Source organism: Agrobacterium sp. SOY23 (assembly GCF_027212525.1).
Classification (GTDB): domain Bacteria; phylum Pseudomonadota; class Alphaproteobacteria; order Rhizobiales; family Rhizobiaceae; genus Agrobacterium; species Agrobacterium tumefaciens_I.
Genome location: NZ_JAPWDT010000012.1, coordinates 66,655 through 82,683 on the forward strand (window position 1 = coordinate 66,655; position 16,029 = coordinate 82,683).

General features: G+C 59.6%; 11 protein-coding genes. 4 read left to right on the forward strand and 7 right to left on the reverse strand.

Annotation, left to right across the window (positions count from 1 at the left end; translation table 11 throughout):
• The first annotated feature begins 2 nt into the window (after positions 1-2).
• Both O3S81_RS24970 and O3S81_RS24975 read left to right on the forward strand, forming a co-directional pair.
• Positions 3-1,064 carry a FecCD family ABC transporter permease gene (locus tag O3S81_RS24970; protein ID WP_269347517.1) on the forward strand — a complete coding sequence of 354 codons (1,062 nt, stop codon included), beginning with the start codon at positions 3-5 and terminating at the stop codon, positions 1,062-1,064.
• The gene (locus O3S81_RS24975) at positions 1,061-1,810 is read left to right on the forward strand and encodes an ABC transporter ATP-binding protein (RefSeq protein WP_269347518.1); all 750 of its coding nucleotides are present in this window, start codon (positions 1,061-1,063) and stop codon (positions 1,808-1,810) included. The genes O3S81_RS24970 and O3S81_RS24975 overlap by 4 nt, the downstream gene beginning before the upstream one ends.
• A gap of 24 nt (positions 1,811-1,834) precedes the next feature.
• Here the strand turns inward: O3S81_RS24975 and O3S81_RS24980 are convergent, their stop codons facing one another.
• The 7 genes from O3S81_RS24980 to O3S81_RS25010 are packed head-to-tail and all read right to left on the reverse strand — an operon-like array spanning position 1,835 to position 10,695.
• Positions 1,835-2,824 carry an FAD:protein FMN transferase gene (locus tag O3S81_RS24980; protein WP_269347519.1) on the reverse strand — a complete coding sequence of 330 codons (990 nt, stop codon included), beginning with the start codon at positions 2,822-2,824 and terminating at the stop codon, positions 1,835-1,837.
• Complete coding sequence (locus O3S81_RS24985) at positions 2,817-3,365, reverse strand: nitrous oxide reductase accessory protein NosL (RefSeq protein WP_269347520.1); 549 nt, start codon at positions 3,363-3,365, stop codon at positions 2,817-2,819. Before O3S81_RS24985 ends, O3S81_RS24980 begins: the two co-directional genes overlap by 8 nt.
• On the reverse strand, positions 3,362-4,189 hold the full coding sequence (locus O3S81_RS24990) for an ABC transporter permease (protein ID WP_269347521.1): 828 nt from the start codon (positions 4,187-4,189) through the stop codon (positions 3,362-3,364). The genes O3S81_RS24985 and O3S81_RS24990 overlap by 4 nt, the downstream gene beginning before the upstream one ends.
• Positions 4,186-5,106, reverse strand: a complete 921-nt coding sequence (locus O3S81_RS24995; RefSeq protein ID WP_137454866.1) for an ABC transporter ATP-binding protein — start codon at positions 5,104-5,106, stop codon at positions 4,186-4,188. Before O3S81_RS24995 ends, O3S81_RS24990 begins: the two co-directional genes overlap by 4 nt.
• Entirely contained in the window at positions 5,103-6,482 is a 1,380-nt protein-coding gene (locus O3S81_RS25000; RefSeq protein ID WP_269347522.1) for a nitrous oxide reductase family maturation protein NosD, read from the reverse strand. Before O3S81_RS25000 ends, O3S81_RS24995 begins: the two co-directional genes overlap by 4 nt.
• A complete protein-coding gene (gene nosZ, locus O3S81_RS25005; RefSeq protein WP_269347523.1) occupies positions 6,479-8,395 on the reverse strand; it encodes a TAT-dependent nitrous-oxide reductase in 1,917 nt (638 codons plus the stop codon). Before nosZ ends, O3S81_RS25000 begins: the two co-directional genes overlap by 4 nt.
• Before the next feature lie 23 nt (positions 8,396-8,418).
• Positions 8,419-10,695, reverse strand: a complete 2,277-nt coding sequence (locus tag O3S81_RS25010) for a NosR/NirI family protein (protein ID WP_269347524.1) — start codon at positions 10,693-10,695, stop codon at positions 8,419-8,421.
• Between the two features lie 173 nt (positions 10,696-10,868).
• Here O3S81_RS25010 and O3S81_RS25015 point away from each other — a divergent pair, with 173 nt between their 5' ends.
• Both O3S81_RS25015 and O3S81_RS25020 read left to right on the forward strand, forming a co-directional pair.
• Positions 10,869-11,762, forward strand: a complete 894-nt coding sequence (locus O3S81_RS25015; protein ID WP_269347525.1) for a ferritin-like domain-containing protein — start codon at positions 10,869-10,871, stop codon at positions 11,760-11,762.
• Positions 11,763-12,017: 255 nt separating this feature from the next.
• Positions 12,018-15,992: a hypothetical protein gene (locus O3S81_RS25020; RefSeq protein WP_269347526.1), complete on the forward strand. Its 3,975-nt coding sequence runs from the start codon at positions 12,018-12,020 to the stop codon at positions 15,990-15,992.
• The last annotated feature ends 37 nt before the right edge of the window (positions 15,993-16,029 follow it).

Here is a 16,029-nt window from a genome sequence, read left to right on the forward strand (position 1 = left end):
TCATGGCCGCGACGATGACAGGGGAAGGGCCTCACCCCGCTTATGCGCGCGAAACAAGACGGCGGCTGGCAGCAGCCGTCGGCTGCGCCGCAGGCCTTGCGCTTCTCGTCATACTGGACCTGACAAGCGGCCCGTCCGGAATGCCGCTTGCCGATCTCTGGCGCGCGCTGATGGCAGGGCCTTTCGGCGAGGACCGCATGGCGGCCACCATTCTTTGGCAATTGCGTATGCCGCAAACCGTCATGGGCATGCTTGTCGGCATGTGCCTCGGCCTTGCCGGCCTACAGATGCAGACCATCCTCGCCAACCCGCTCGCCAGCCCCTTCACGCTCGGCTTTTCCGCCGCGGCGGGTTTCGGGGCGGCCCTTGCCATCATGTTCGGCGCGTGGATTCCCGCGCCGGGATTTCTAATCACCCCAATCTCGGCTTTCCTCATGACGCTGCTGGCCTGCGGACTGGTTTATTCCATCGCGATTCTGCGCGGTTCACGGCCGGAAATCCTGGTGCTGGCCGGCATTGCCGTCCTGTTCTTCTTCCAGTCCATGCAGTCGCTGATGCAGTTTATGGCCTCGCCTGAGGTGCTGCAGCAGATTGTCTTCTGGCTGTTCGGCAGCCTGCTAAAGGCGACCTGGACCAGCGTGCTGGTGGTCTCGATCATCCTTCTCGGCTGCCTGCCGCTCCTGATGCGCGACGCCTGGCATCTGACGACGCTGCGCCTTGGTGATGCCAATGCCGCCAGCCTCGGCATGAATGTCGACAGGTTTCGCCGCCGTAGCTTCATGCTTGTAGCGGTGCTAACCGCAGCCGCCGTCTCCTTCGTCGGCACCATCGGCTTTGTGGGGCTGATCGCCCCGCACGCCGCCCGCGCCCTGGTCGGTGAGGATCACCGTTTCTCCCTCCCCGTCTCGGCAATGACCGGTGCAATCATCCTCATCGGCGCTTCGGTCTTCGGCAAGATCATCTCGCCGGCGGCGGTCATTCCCGTTGGCATCATCACGGCAGTGGCCGGTGTGCCGATCCTGTTTGCGGTCATCGCAAGGCGCAGTAACGGAGACCTGAAATGACGGAAGGACTTGTTCTGGCAGCGGTTGGTGTCCACCGTGGAGGAACGCAGATCATTCATTCGGTATCCGCCACCATCGCGCGCGGACAGATCGCAGCCCTGATCGGACCGAACGGCACCGGCAAATCAACCCTGCTCGGCGCTGTTGCCGGTCACATCGCCTTCACCGGCGCCATTACATGGCACGGCAACCGAACAGATGGCAACAGGGTCGGCTTCATGCCGCAATATTGCACCGTACAATCCTCGCTTTCAGTACTGGAAGTGCTGTTGCTGGGCAGGCGCGAAAAACTCGGCTGGCATGTGAACCGGCGTGATCTCGACGCCGCTTCCGCCATGCTCGACTCCTTCGGCCTGCATTCCCTCGCCAACCGGCCGATGAACGCGCTTTCCGGCGGCCAGCAGCAGCTTGTCCTTCTGGCGCAGCGCCTGATGCGCGAACCGGAATTGCTAATCCTCGATGAAGCCACCAGCGCGCTAGACCTGCGCCATCAGATGCGCGTGCTGGAAATGCTAACGGGCTACGTGGAAAAAACCGGCGCGCTCGTTATCATGGCCATGCACGACCTCAATCTCGCCGCGCGCCACGCGCAAAGTCTGCTTCTGCTGGAAAACGGCAGGCTGGTGGCCTGTGGATCGCATGACGTGGTGCTCAGCGGCGAAAACATCCGCAACACCTACCGCATAGAGGCGACTATCGTCCATTCGGACGGCTTCCCCGTCATCGTACCAATTGCGGCGCGGTAAAACCGACGACAACTATCTGCGCGCTCAAACGCGCAGATAGACCTGTACATCGCGCAACGAACGGCGTAGCGTCTCGATCTGCGGCTCATCCATCAGGCTAAAGGCGGTCGACAGGGCGTCGGCAGTCGCCGCATCGTCAGCCACCACAGACATACGGGCATAACGGCGAGCCGTCAGGCCGGTGCGCGGATCGAGAATATGGCTGAAATGCCCGGCTCGGTCGAAATGGAAGCCCGCGCCCGCCGAAGTGGCCACCGCCCGGTCGATGATATCAAGAACCATATCGGGTCGGGTGGCATCTTCCGATTGCGCAAGGCCGATACGCCATGGCGCACCCTGCGCATTGGCGCCGATAGCGCGATTTTCTCCCATGTCCACCAGGCTGCTCGTCACGCCCGCATCGCGCAGCAGTGCGACAATCCTGTCTGTCACATATCCCTGGGCGACACCATTCAGCGTCAAACCCATGCCGCGCTGCGGCAGCGAGATGCGGTTCCGGTCGAAATGCACCCTGTCGAAACCCACCAGCGCCAGCGCCTTGCGCCTATCCCTTGCCGACGGGCCGGCGGGATCGGCACCATCGCGTGAAAAATGCCGGGCATGCAGCAGCCAGAGCGGCTGTATCGTCGGATCGAACGCGCCCTCCGCGAGCCCGTGGAACCTGCGGCACAGGTCCAGCAGTTCCACCATCTCGGAAGGTGGCGCGGCCAGCACGCCGGTGCGGTTGAGTTCAGCCAGCGCCGACCCTTCGCGGAACAGGCTGAAAATATCTTCGAGACGCAAAACCTCGGCCACAACCCGGCGCAGCAGGCGCCCGGCTTCGGCGCGGTCCTCATGGTTCAGCACCAGCGTTGCCGGCGCGCCAAGCGCCTGCCCCCGCCAGATGACCGGCGATGCCCCGGTAAACCCCTTGCCGGGCAGAAGCGGCAGACCGGCGAAGGCGGCCATGAGCGTGATGAAGCGGCGACGGCCCGGCCTGCCATTCCCGTATCCGTCATGATGTCTGTCATCCATGGTCATGCGCTCCCCCGGCCGGCGCATCATCCGCCGCCTCACCGCCCGCACCGAGAATGTAGCTCTCCGGCAGATCGTCAAATTTCACCACTTCGCCACCATTGCTGCCGGCAAAGTCCCTGGCGGCGGCCTCTTCGGAAAAGGGCACGGCTTCCTCCGCGCCCATGCCACCGCGACGCGCGCTGCCGATCACGAAGAAGGCCTTGCGGGCATCGACCCAGTTCTCCGCACCGGGCTTGTCCCAGCTTGGAGCCCGCCCCATGTCCGAGACATAGATTGCCGCGATCTCCTTCGGCTCGTCCGGCAGCATGGTGAAGGCCACCGTGTCGCGCGCCGAGGAGAACCATATGGCTTCCGGTATCTGCCGCAGGATGATCTGCCCTTTCGGCCCGGCATGTTCCAACACATTCATGCCGCAATATCGACCCATGGCCTCGGCGGTGAGCGAAAATGGCGGCGGCATTTCCGCCTGCTGTTCATTTTCGCAGGCCGCAAGCAGCAGCGAAGCCACAAAAACAAGGGCAAAACGGACCGTTTTCATACGTCCCTCCTTGAGAAAAGCAGCGAAGCGAGGCCGAGCGGAACAACCGTCCAGGCGCAAAGGGCGGCAAGCAGCACGCCACTGGTGAGGATGGAGTTTTTGGCAAGCCCGCCCATGCCGGAAAGGGCCGCCGCCCCGCCACTGCCGAGATTGAGGAGCCGGTAGGCATCCGTCGGATTGGCGAGCAGCAGGAAATCCAGTAATCCGCCGGGCAGAGAACGGCCCTGTGCCGCCACCAGTCCGCCAAGCAGAGCCATGTCGTAGATCAGCACGAAGAACAGCCAGATGCCAATCGTCACGCCGCCGGCCGTGCTGCGCTCCGAAGATAGCGCACTGACGAGATAACCGATGGCGACAAAGACCGCACCAAGCAGCACGGACGATGCCGTCATGGAAATAAACGACAGCCAGCCCCCAAGACCGGTGGCGCCACCCATCAGCGCCAGCGCAAGCGCCGCCGTGCCATATCCGCAGGTGGTGGCGAAGCAGAGGATGGCGATGTGGCCGAGAAACTTGCCCAGAACGATCTGGCTGCGCCCCACCGGATAGGCGAGCAGCAGCAGCATGGTGCCACGCTCCACCTCACCCACGATGGCATCATGGGAAATCAGCAGCGCAATCAGTGGCACAAGGAAGATCGTCAGGCTGGAGAGACTGACGATGACCACATCCATGCGGCTGGCGCCGACATTGCCGGTCGGCGCGCTGCCGAGAAACGTCAGCGTCAGGGCCAGCATTGCCAGCAGCAATGTCGTGGCCAGCACCCAGCGATTGCGCATGCCTTCGCGAATTTCCTTCCCCGCAATGATCAGGATATTGTTCACGACGCGGCCTCCTGGCTGTTCAGGAAATGGGCATAGAGATCATCGAGCGTCGGCTCGATAAGGCTCAGGGCTTCGATACCGGCGGCAGCCGCAGTGAGGCGGTGCAGCAGTGGCAGCCTTGCGGCATGCGCCACCTCCGTCTCGTAAGCGCCGTCTCCGGTCGGTGTCCATTGCACCGCGGGATCGGCGGGTGCTGAGGCTCCACCCCCGCCAGTCGGGCGGATACGGATACGCGACGGCAGGCTGGCAATCCGTCTGAGATCATCCAGCGTGCCATCGGCAATGCGCACACCACGATTGACAATGATGACGCGTCCGGCCCGGTCTTCCAGTTCCCCCAGCGCATGGGACGACAGGAGGATCGTCGCGCCGCCTGCCCGCAATTCATCAACGAGGTTGTAGAAATTGCGCCGCAGGGCCGGGTCGAGGCCGCTGGTCGGTTCATCGAGCAGCAGAACCCTTGGTGCACCGAGCAATGCCTGGGCAAGGCCAAGCCTTTGCCGCATACCCTTGGAATAGGTGCGAATGGGCCTGTCGGCGGCCGCGGCGGCAAGGCCGACACGCTCGAACAGGCTGTCGGCGGATTGCATGGGCACGCGTTTGAGGCGGGCGTAAAAGGCAAGCGTTTCCCGCCCCGTCAACGCCAGATGGAAAGACACGCTTTCCGGCAGATAGCCGAGCGCCTGACGCACGGCGAAATCGCCATTCGCCGGGTTCTCGCCCAGCACCTCCACATGCCCCGACGTCGGGCGTATAAGCCCGAGCAGCAATTTGATCAGCGTGGTTTTTCCCGCGCCATTATGGCCAACCAGCGCCACGGTCTCCCCTTCATGGAGATCGAAGCTCAGCTCGCGCAGGGCATTGACCTTGCCGCCATAGGTCTTGGTTACATCGTGAACGCTTACGGTCGGGCTCATGAGCGTGGCTCCCTGGGAGGCTGCGGCGGCGACATCAAGGGATGACTGTCGGTGACCCCGCCGGGCAGAAGGGCTGGAAACCGCGCCTGCGCCCAGCGCACCACCTGCACCGCCGGACTGCTGGTCAGCACGCGCGCCTGCGGCGCGGTCCACAGCACGCGGTCAATCAGGTCGTTCGGGCGATAGGGATTATCGGCGATGCCGTCGCCATCCAAATCGAAGGCGGGATTATCGCTCCAGTAATTGCCGCGCCCCTTTTCCGACCAGTCGACATAACGTGTGCCGACATATTTGACCTGATTGCGGTTCGCGATGAAAGCATTGCCGCTCATCATGTTGCCTTCCGAACCGGCGGTGAAATGAATGCCGATATCGCACCCTTCGAAACGATTGTCGCGCAGGCGGTTGCGGTTGGCATTGTAGATGAAGACGCATTTTTCCGGGCCGGGCCGCATTCCCGAGGTATCCGCGGCGGTCTCGTCATCGGCGGCCGGCACACCATGTTCCTGTGAGCGGATGCCGCGTTCGCTCCAGCGCGATGCGGGCTGCATATGGCCGCGCACCGTATTGCCGGTGATGGTGGAACTGTTGGCGTAATTCAGCAGCAGGCCGTGATCCCGGTCGCCATCGGAGACGTTGCCGGTGATCTTCAGGCGGCTGGAAAACATGATGGCATATCCCACCGAATTGCCGGTGGAGACATTGTCGCTGATCTCGCTGTCGTCGGTATACATATAATGGATGGCAAATCGGAGATTGCTGAACCTGTTGCCGCTGAACACGTTGCGTTTGCTGGCATTGGTGGCGATGCCGTCGCGGCCGAAGCTGATATCGTTGCCGGTGACGCGCGCGCCGGGGGCATTCCAGACCGTCACGCCATTGCCGGTTTCGCTGAGCCGGCCTTCACCGGTGCCGATGATGACGTTGTCGCGCGCCATGGAATCGTCGGCGCCATGCAGATAAATTCCGTAGAGATTGCCTTCGATGCGGTTCTTCTCGACGATTGCCCGTTTTGCGGTGCGGGCAACGAACACGCCGGAATTCATGTCCTCGAGCGACCCACCGGCCCCGGTGACGGTCATGCCGCTGAAGATCACATCCTCGGCCGTAATCGTGACGACGCTGCCCTGACCGTTGCCGCGGATCGCCGCTTCCGGCTTGCCGCGCATGGCGATGGAGGTGCCGACGGTGATCGGGCCTGAAAATTCGCCGCTTTCCAGAACCAGTTCGTCACCCGGCCGGGCATGGTCAATGACCTGTTGAAGCGAGGGGGTCGCGGCGGCGGCAAGACGGATGGTTTCGGCATCCGCCAGGCTGGGGATGGCGGCGACAACCGCCACCATCCCCCATCTCGCCGCATCTTTTGGATGCCTCATGCCTTTTTCGGCTCCACCAGCATACGGCCCTTCATTTCCATGTGCATGGCATGGCAGAACCACGAGCAATAATACCACCACACACCGGGCTTATCGGCCTTGAAGGTGACGGATGCCGTGGCCTGCGGCGCCACTTCCATGTTGATGCCGTAATTGATGATCGAGAAACCGTGAGTCAGGTCTTCCACCTCGTCGATGTTGGTGACGTAAATCGTTACCTCGTCGCCCTGCTTGACGGTGAAACTCTCCAGACCAAAGGCAGGCGCCGCCGAGGTCATGTAGACGCGGACCTTGTCGCCATCGCGAATGACCTCCGAGTCGATCAGCAGGTCGATGTTGTCGGCTTTCGCCTGCGTCACCGCATCGGCGAAGAAGCTGTCGTCGCGGCTCCAGATGCTGACCGGGTTGATCTTGGAATTATGGACGATGGTTGCGTCATGCGGTTCGGCAAAGGTGGGGTTGTCGTGCACCAGCACCATCTCGTCGCCGGAAATATCGATCAGTTGATCGTTTTCGGGCTTCAGCGGACCGACATTCAGATAGCGGTCCTTCGAGAACTTGTTGAGCGAGATGAGCCACTTGCCATCGGCGTCCTTGGTCTGGCCCATGGATGTGTGGTTGTGGCCGGGCTGATACTGGACATCCAGCTTCTGGCGGATGGGATTGACCTTCTCGCCCTTGTAGGCGCGTTTGGCATCCTCAAGGTTCCACTTGCAGATCTGGCTGTCGATGAACAGGGTCGTATAGCAATTGCCGCGACCGTCATAGGCGGTGTGAAGCGGGCCAAGACCGAGTTCGGGTTCGGCCACGACGGTATCGCGTGGCTTGATCTTGTCGTCGAAGAGATCGTCGAACAGGCGCACGTCGAAGACCGTGACGGTTGGCGAGAGCTTGCCGTTAGCGACGATATGGATGCCGTCGGGCGCGGTGTTCATGCCGTGCGGGCCGTTCGACACGGGAATATAGCGAGTGAACTTCGAGCCGTGGCGACCATCAAGCACCGGCACGCCGCCCATTTCCTTGAATTCGCCCTTGGTGACCGCTTCCTCGATGCGCTTCAGATTGAACACGACGATCCAGTCCTGATCCTTCGCCATCATCTCCTGGAGGTTCACGCCTTCCTCGGAATTGTAGCAGGTGGCGAAGGCATATTTGCCCTGATAGTCGGCATCGACATTGTCGAGATTGCCGTCGACCATCACCTGCCAGGCAACCTTCATCGTGTCGCCGTCAATGGCCGAGAAGATGGCATGATACTGCTTGTGATCATCGAGAACCGAACCGTCATTGGGGATCGGCACCCGGTCCTCGCCATTGGCGAAGACATAACCGGTGCGCGGATATTTCTGCACGCGCAGGCCATGAACCGTGTGCTGGTTGGGCAGCTGGATGATCTTGTCGCATTTCATGACATCGAGGCGAATGCGGCAGACGCGCGTATTGGCCTTGTCGTTGGCGAAAAGATAACGCCCGTCATAGGTGCCTTCCGTGAACGAAAGATGCGGATGGTGCAGGTCGCCATTGAGATAGATTCCGCCCTTGTCTTTCAGATATTCCGTGGTTTCGGGTAACAACCCTTCCGTCAGGATTTTACGGCTCTCATTGGTCTGGCCCCAGCCCGTCGCACTGTCCCGGTTAAACACGGGAATGCGCATCAGCTCGCGCATCGATGGCAGACCGACAATACGGATCTCCCCGCTCTGTCCGCCCGAAAAAAATACGTAATATTCATCCAGTTCCCCGGGCTTTACCTCGAAGGCTTGCCCACCTGCAGCGAGCGCAGGTGCGGCAGTAATACTGGAAATCGTAACGGCGCCTCCGCCGACTGTCACTGCTCCTGCCAGCGCGGCAGCCGCGGTGGAACCGAAAAGCTGGCGTCTGCTGAGGCCAGTTTCGATATTTCGATCCGACATGTGTTCTCTCCTTTGATGGTGGCTCAGGCCTGTTCGCCCGCCACCCCTTCATCTGTGCCGATCGGTTTGCCCTTGTGGGTAACCACGGTTTTCGGACGCTCTTTTCCCTTTTCCGGAGGGGTGGAGAGCGCCACGAATTTCTCCCGCTTCAGCCGCACCTGAATCATGTGCGGACAGCGGTGGTCGTCCTGATAAAGTTCCTGGCAATGCATGCAGTAGATGCACTCGTTGACGTTGATCTGCCCTTCCGGGTGGATCGACTGCACGGGACATTCCTTGGCACAGCGCTGGCAGGGCGAACCACATTCCGGCCAGCGCTTCAGCCATTCGAACATTCTGATACGGCCGGGAATGGCGAGTGCGGCGCCGAGTGGGCAGAGATACCGGCAATAAAAGCGCTCGACGAAAAGGCCGGCGGCGAGCAGCGTCAGCGCGAAGATCACAAAGGGCCATTCGCGGGCGAATTTCAGGATGATCGCCGTCTTGAAGGGCTCGATTTCGGCAAAGGTCTCCGCCAGCGCCAGCGAATAGAGCGACAGACCGAACAGGCCGAGGAAGATGATGTATTTGACGGGCCAGAGGCGCTCATGCAGGCCCCATGGCAGCTTGACCTGCGGCACCTTCAGCCATTTGGCGACGCCGTTGGTGAGTTCCTGCAGCGCGCCGAAGGGGCAGAGCCAACCGCAGAAAGGTCCGCGTCCCCAAAATAGCAACCCGGCAGCAACAGACGCCCAGAGAATGAAGATCAGCGGCGCCGACAGGAAGAAGTCCCAGTGGAAACCGGAGATCAGCGCATTGATGAAGGTCAGGACATTGACCACCGAAAGCTGCGCATTGGCATACCAGCCGAGCCAGACCAGCGCAAAGAGCAGATAGCCGCGCCGGACCCAGCCGAACAGTTTCGGGTGTTTGACCAGCCAGTCCTGAAAGAAGAAGATGGCGGTGAGAACCAGAAGCCCGGCAAAGGTGATGGCGACGGAGACGCGGTTCATCTCCCAGATGCTGACCCAGAGCGGCGCGCTTTCCTCCCCGAAAACAACGGCGTCCGGCGTCGTTGCGGCCGCCGGCACGGGCGCAGCCGGTACTGCCGCGGCAGGCATCTCGACGCTCACATAGGCGTCCGGCAGCGTATAAACTAGATCATAGGGCATCGTCGCCTTGTCGCGAACGCCGGTGGTGCGCTGCACCAGAAGCTGCAGGTCCCACGGTTCGGTCATGTCGAAGGCGAAGCTGTCGGGGACGACGTAAAGCGCGATTTCCCGCAGATGCGGCGCACCGGCCGCAGCGATCTGCGTCAGCCGTGTATGGTCCCGGTCGCGAAAACGGATGCCCTGCCCGTCCTGGAGAAGCTCGATACGGTCGAAAATGCCGCCGCGCACATAACCCGATCCCTTGAAGGAATAGGCGCCGTCGCCCGCCACCAGAATAGCCGACTGGCCGGGCTTCAGGCGTTTCGCCAGCCGCGCGTAGCCCTCTTCGCCCAGAAGGCTGCGGCCAATGGCCGGCACGCTGACGGGCGCGACGTAGAGATCGATGAACGTATCCTGCGGATCGGGCGTTTCCGGTGTCCGGGCCGCATCCGGCTGTCCGGCTTTGGCGAAAGCGTCCGATACCTCGCCCACCGTCAGGCGCAGGCTGCGGATGGAACCGTCGCCAAGCAGCGTCTGCCAGTCGGATATGTCCTGTTTCGAAAGATCGAGTTTTCTCACCACCTGCGGTGCTGCGGCCACGCCCCCCGCCGCCGTACCGTCTCCGAGCCTGCCGCTGCGAATGAGCTTAACCGCCGAGCGGACCACGCTGTCGCCCATCACCAGCACCGTCACCGTCGCGCCGCTGACGATATCGACCTGGGGCGGGCGTTCCGTGCCATTGGCAACCTTCGCCAAATCGCGGCCGATCACCGAATTCAGCGCCGCCACCACCCGGGCTTCGGGTATGCCGATCAGCACGATCGGTTCCTTGTGATCGACAAGTTTCAGACCGCGTACAACGCCGGCCTTGTCGATACCAACGACGATGTGGATCGGCTTGCCGGAATAGCCGGTCGAATTGGTGAAATCGGAATTGAGATAGGCGTAACCGGCAATATCCTTGCCCTTGTAGACGGGCACGATGGCCGGCTCACCCACCGGCTCACCGAAGCGGTCGGCCGCCGCAAACAGCTCCGTCGGCTGAACCTTCGCGAGATAATCGGAAAGACTGCCGGCTGCGAATGCCTGGCCCGCCAGGATGAAAAGCGCGATCAGAAAAGAAAGAAAAACAGCCAGACCTTGTTTCCCGATATGAGTATTTTTCGGCATTAGGCATTCCATCGGGGTGCGACATGACTTTTTTCCACCCCAGGCCCTGTCGCATCGGTCCGGCTCAGGGGAGCAAGGGCAAAATAATCGCGCCTCCGGAAGCCTCATTGATCCAGGACAAATACGCCGTGGTTTGATGTGGCAGGCTAGGGCCGGAAATCGAAGAGAGCCCCATGCCGAAACTGAATGCCGAACCGCCTGTTCTCACAACCATGCAAGCCGTGCTGGAGACCGCAGCCCGCATGGAGCAGGAAGCAATCGATGGCTATCTGGCTCTTAGACAGCGGATGCTGGATGAAAACCAGCCGGCGCTGGCAGCCGTCTTTGAAAGGCTGATCGCCGAGGAGACATCGCATTTGCACCAGGTTGAAGCATGGGCTGCCGAAACCCTGACTTCCGTTAAGGCGGCTGCCATCGCCCCACCGGATATGTCTCCTATGTTCGATGCCGAAGACGCCGATCTGGTGCCACCGGAAACACTGGATGCCTATCGCGCCTTCTCAACCGCGGTCAGAAACGAAGAAAAGGCTTTTGTTTTCTGGAGCTATGTTGCCGCGCAGGCGCCCGCGCCCGAAGTGCAAAAAGCGGCGGAAAGGATGGCGCGCGAGGAACTCGGCCACGTCGCGACGATGCGTCGGGAAAGGCGTCAGGCGTTTCATTTAGCAAGGGCCGCGGCACCGCCGGGGGACGCACCGGATATTATCCGGCTCGAGGAACACTTCCTCAAACTGATCAAGAGCCTGCCCGTGTGGCAGAACGATAAGACGTTACAAGTATTTGCCGAAGAGACGCAGGAGCGCATCACGACAATTCCCGGAATGGCGTTCCGCCGCAAGCCACGATTGTCCGGCCAGCTCGATCTGGCGCTCGGAAAGCCGGTCACGCTCTGCGGCATTCTGCTGGACTATTACCTCAACCTGATGACTTGCGAGAAAAACGAGGCGGTCCTCGATTTTGCGGCCAATGCCGCATCACAACTCGTGCGTTGCCTTGCCCGTTTGATGGACCTCAACCCGTATCGCGAAGAGAATGATACTTTTAGGTCCTCTATCCAGAATATGCGTTGATCGAATGACAGGACATGTCCTCGCCTACGCCTTGAGCGGATTCGAACTTGGCGCCACTGTTAACTGCGACGCTTATCGCTTTAACTACAGTGGCTTATGTATTTTTTGGGCTACCAATCCTGCGATGACCCGCAGCATCACTTTGAATACCAATTTTACCAAATTTTCTCCTGCTCGCGAATGAGAATTTACGTCCTCAGCCGATTGTGCGACCTCTAATCAGGATCAGGAATTTTCTGAAGGGTGTCGGTGGAAATGAGTGAAATGACTGGTGCAGCGCCATCTGCAGGTGCGGCAGCCGCACTTGCTGGCTTCGAGTACCAACTTGACGTCTCTGTTCTGGCAGCCTTACGTCTCCTCCTTATCAATAAATCTACATCTCAGATCGTCCTCGAACCTGCCGACGAGGAGGATCTCGGTGCAGATATTGGAAAGCATGTACCAGGTCGGCTGACGCCAACCGCCACTGTCGCAGCCGGCTACCGGCTTATTATTCAGGTCAAACTTGTTTCGGGCGAGCCTTGGTCGCTCGAAGACTTCGATGCGCTGCTGAAACACGGTACGAAGAGGACACCTGCATATCAGCGGCTTGAGAACACTGACGCTCATTATCTCTTGGTAACGAGCTGCGGCGTGAAGGGGAAATTGATTGATCTTCGCGTTTCCGCGTTCGAGGAGGAGACTGATCGCAGTAAATTTCCGTCTTCTTTGCGGGCCACCCTGTCAAAAAAGCCTGAGGGCCGCGTCGCGGTGCTTTCCGACCTTAGCCCGCAATTGCTGAAGTTTGAGATCGAGACGTTACTGCGAGATATCCTTCGGGTACCGCAAATAAATCTTGCCAAATGCAAGGAAGAGCTCAGGTCGAACGCTCGAAGAAGAATGCTCGGCGCGTATCAGGGAATCTGGAGCTATGACGACCTCCATGCCACCGTTCGCGCTCACGGTGGTTATCTTGCCAGTGCTCCTCAGCTAGCGTCGTTTGTCGCTCCCGCCAATTTCGACGACATGCTTAGGATGCTGAAGGAGCGCAACGCTGTCGTAATCAAAGGACCATCCGGATCTGGAAAAACGATTGCCGCGCTCGCGCTTTGCGAGAAGGTTCGAGAACAAGACGGCGGTACACAAATCGTCGCTGTGAGCGCCTCTGATGATCCGGCAGCCACCAGGCGCCTAACCGATACAGGGCCGACTCTTTTCTACATTGAAGATCCATGGGGTCAGGTGACCTTACGAGCAGGTGCAGATGCTTGGACGTCACAGCTTCCCAAGCTTCTGGCGGCGGCCCGTCCTGAGCATCGATATATCGTGACTTCACGCAGTGATATGCTTCGCGAAGCGCATGCAACAAGCAAGCTGACAAGGTGGTCGATTGAGCTCGGCTCGGAAGATTATTTGTCGGGAGAGTTGGGCTTAATTTACGACAAGCGCTTAGAGCTTCTCGCCCCATCCCTCCAGACGCTCGCATTATCATTTCGCAAGGATGCGCTCGATGTCCTAACAACCCCGATGGAAATCGACCTCTTCTTCACGAACCTTGCCGATGGTCCAGAGGAAAAAGAGGTTCCGCGCGCGTTTTTCCAACGGTTGCGCGAAATGGCACATCGAGAAGCGGTGGAAGATGTCGTTTCAGACTACCTCCGGCAATACGACACGTGTGGGACATCCGCGCCCATCTGGGCATTGCTGACTGCCAAAGGCCAGTTCGACCGCAATCAATTAACGGCCTTCCAGCGCGAATTGCGCGGTATCAATGCTGATATCGGCTCAGGCCTCGAAAAGTTGGTCGATCGTCTTGAAGCAACACGGCATTTGAGGCAGCCAGGTCGGATCGTATCATTCGCTCATCCAGGGGTGCGGGCTGGTTTCGAGGCGTTTCTGGCGGAAGACTGGAGCCAGTCGGAGAACGCCCTTGCTGCGACGGTAGACTCTCTTTTAAACGTCAAGGGGAATTACTCGGAATGGGCTATCGAGACGGCCGCACGGATCGTAAGTACTGCACAAGCACTCGCGATTTCGCTTCATGGCAGTAAGTATCAGGTTCCTTTCGACGATCAAAGCCGCGACCGGATTGATGCTTGGCTTGAAGAGGCCCTATGCGACAGGTCCACTGACTTTGTCGCATTGTTGCGCCTGGCGGCCGAGGTCGGTAGCAAAAAGTCGCCTCTCTGCGAGCTCGGCCGTTGGTTCCACCACGGGTTCCGGCGGGGTGGCAATTGGTTCAACACCAAATGGGAGGCGCCGGTCTTCGAAGATGCCTGGTACGAATGGATCGCAGGGGATGCTAGGACGCCCATTGTTGTGGACCGCTTTATTCGAGAGCAGCTCGTTCAGGATCACCACGCATCTTTCGGGCGAGACTTCGCCGAAAAGCTCGACAGATTTACTACCGACACCACGGCTGCATTCATCGCCACGGCATTTAGTCTCGTCCGCAGCGGGTATTCAGATGTCGTCAAGACAGTCGTGGGCGGTGCAGTTCGTGATCTGACCGCTTACGAGCCTTTGCTCGTGGAAGCACTCGATGAGCTCCGGTCGATCGAGGATGGATATACAGATCAGGGTGAGCAATGGCGCCAGATCGAGGATGGCGAACTTGACGCAGCGTATGAAGACTATCTCTCCAGCGCTCATGAAGACGATGGGTACGGCGCCTCAACTATAGTCGAGTACTATATCGCCGCTAAGCGCTTGACCGGCGCGTGGTTCGATCTCGCCTCTCATACCAGAGTTCAAGAGTTGCTGGGACAGTGGATCAGGCAGGTTCGCAACGATTCAAAATCAGGGGCCGCCGAAATGCTTGCTGTCCTGCAGCGTGCAAAGGAGACAGGTGACGAGGAAGACGCTTGGGAGATGTCGCGCACTCATTGGTCCCACCAATTTGAGCCACTCTTGGTGGAGCGGTTCCTTCAGACCAATGACGACAGAATACGTGCAGCGGTTTCACAGTGTTTGCCCAAGGCGTCGGCCGCCACGGCGGAACAATGTCTCGCTTCCGCCCGTCAGTCAGCTGTATCCCAAATAAAACTGGTAGTCGCGCTCCGGGACGGATGCCAACACTATGACGATACAAGTCTGCGGTTGGAATCGGCTTCCTTGATCCTGAACGGCGAGGAGCGAGACATTTTGAATGCATTACGCTCCCCAGATCAGCCGGCGGGAATAGTTGGGCCGTCAGCAAGGTCGCTTCTTGAAGCGGCCGCTAAAGAAGCCTTGCCTCCCCTCCTTGATCGAATTGTACCTATCATTTCAGCAAGCGGGGGACAGGTTGCAGAGATGATGAGGCGATGGTTGCTGGGAACAGCCGACCATAAGGTTGCGGCGCGAGCTGCTGCTTTCGCAGCCGAACGGCGAGACGATCTCTTGTTGCGAGGATGTCTTTCGCACACACGCGCCGATGCGCGCGGCATCGCACTTGAATATTTTCTCGCCACGTTACCGGATCCCTTGCCGCCCGAGATTCTGGCGACGGCAATTGATAGAGGCAGCCGGGTTAAGAAATCTCTGGTAAAAGCGCTCAAATCCCGCGTGCACACCGCATACCTACCAGCCCTCGTGCGTATGGCACGGGACACGTGGTCTGACGCAGAGCCGCACCACGATGATCCAGCTTCCTATCCAATTGCTCGCGGAGCTGTTAGCGCGCTCGCATCCTACCAGAATTTGCCCGTTGATCTGGCTGACCACCTTCTCGAAATTGCCAGCACGTCGAAAGACCGTGAATTGTCGAGGCTTTGCTTGAAGGTCGCGGCTGCGAAGTTCTCGCACGAAGTACATGTGCGTCTGTGGGACACCGTTCACGATCAAAAACTCGGCATCATCAGGCTCGACGCAATCGATGCACTGGCATTCGCCCCTTCCCTCAAACCGGAGATCCTCGAAGGTTTGACAGCGGAAGCGATCGCCGAAGCCCATGTCGCGTTTGCTCCTGGTTTGACACGACTGATCTCTTCTCATCTGCCGGTAGAGGAAGCAGCACATGCGCTTGCGGTCTTATCCAGTCGGCCGTCACGCAGATCATTGGCGCTGGTTGGTGCTGTTGCACTCCATATGCGAGACCCTCATCGGGCGAAATCAGCTCTGTCGTTCTTGCCGGAAGGCCATCAAGCTTGGTGTCTTCTCGGTCCACCAACGGGCAAAAAGCTTCCGATGAGCATTCTGGACGGCCTAGGAGATATCCATCTGAGGCAATGGATCGGCTTTGCCCTGGAAGATTGGATTAAGGTAGAGTGATTGTAGCACTCAGACCGATAGTCCTACAACCTCCTTC

Bases quoted from the DNA above. Each gene is read 5' to 3' on its own strand.
- O3S81_RS24995 (WP_137454866.1), bottom strand. From the start codon at position 5,106: ATGAGCCCGACCGTAAGCGTTCACGATGTAACCAAGACCTATGGCGGC.
- O3S81_RS25015 (WP_269347525.1), top strand. From the start codon at position 10,869: ATGCCGAAACTGAATGCCGAACCGCCTGTTCTCACAACCATGCAAGCC.
- O3S81_RS24970 (WP_269347517.1), top strand. From the start codon at position 3: ATGGCCGCGACGATGACAGGGGAAGGGCCTCACCCCGCTTATGCGCGC.
- O3S81_RS24980 (WP_269347519.1), bottom strand. From the start codon at position 2,824: ATGGATGACAGACATCATGACGGATACGGGAATGGCAGGCCGGGCCGT.
- O3S81_RS25000 (WP_269347522.1), bottom strand. From the start codon at position 6,482: ATGAGGCATCCAAAAGATGCGGCGAGATGGGGGATGGTGGCGGTTGTC.
- O3S81_RS24975 (WP_269347518.1), top strand. From the start codon at position 1,061: ATGACGGAAGGACTTGTTCTGGCAGCGGTTGGTGTCCACCGTGGAGGA.
- O3S81_RS25020 (WP_269347526.1), top strand. From the start codon at position 12,018: ATGAGTGAAATGACTGGTGCAGCGCCATCTGCAGGTGCGGCAGCCGCA.
- O3S81_RS25010 (WP_269347524.1), bottom strand. From the start codon at position 10,695: ATGCCGAAAAATACTCATATCGGGAAACAAGGTCTGGCTGTTTTTCTT.
- O3S81_RS24985 (WP_269347520.1), bottom strand. From the start codon at position 3,365: ATGAAAACGGTCCGTTTTGCCCTTGTTTTTGTGGCTTCGCTGCTGCTT.
- nosZ (WP_269347523.1), bottom strand. From the start codon at position 8,395: ATGTCGGATCGAAATATCGAAACTGGCCTCAGCAGACGCCAGCTTTTC.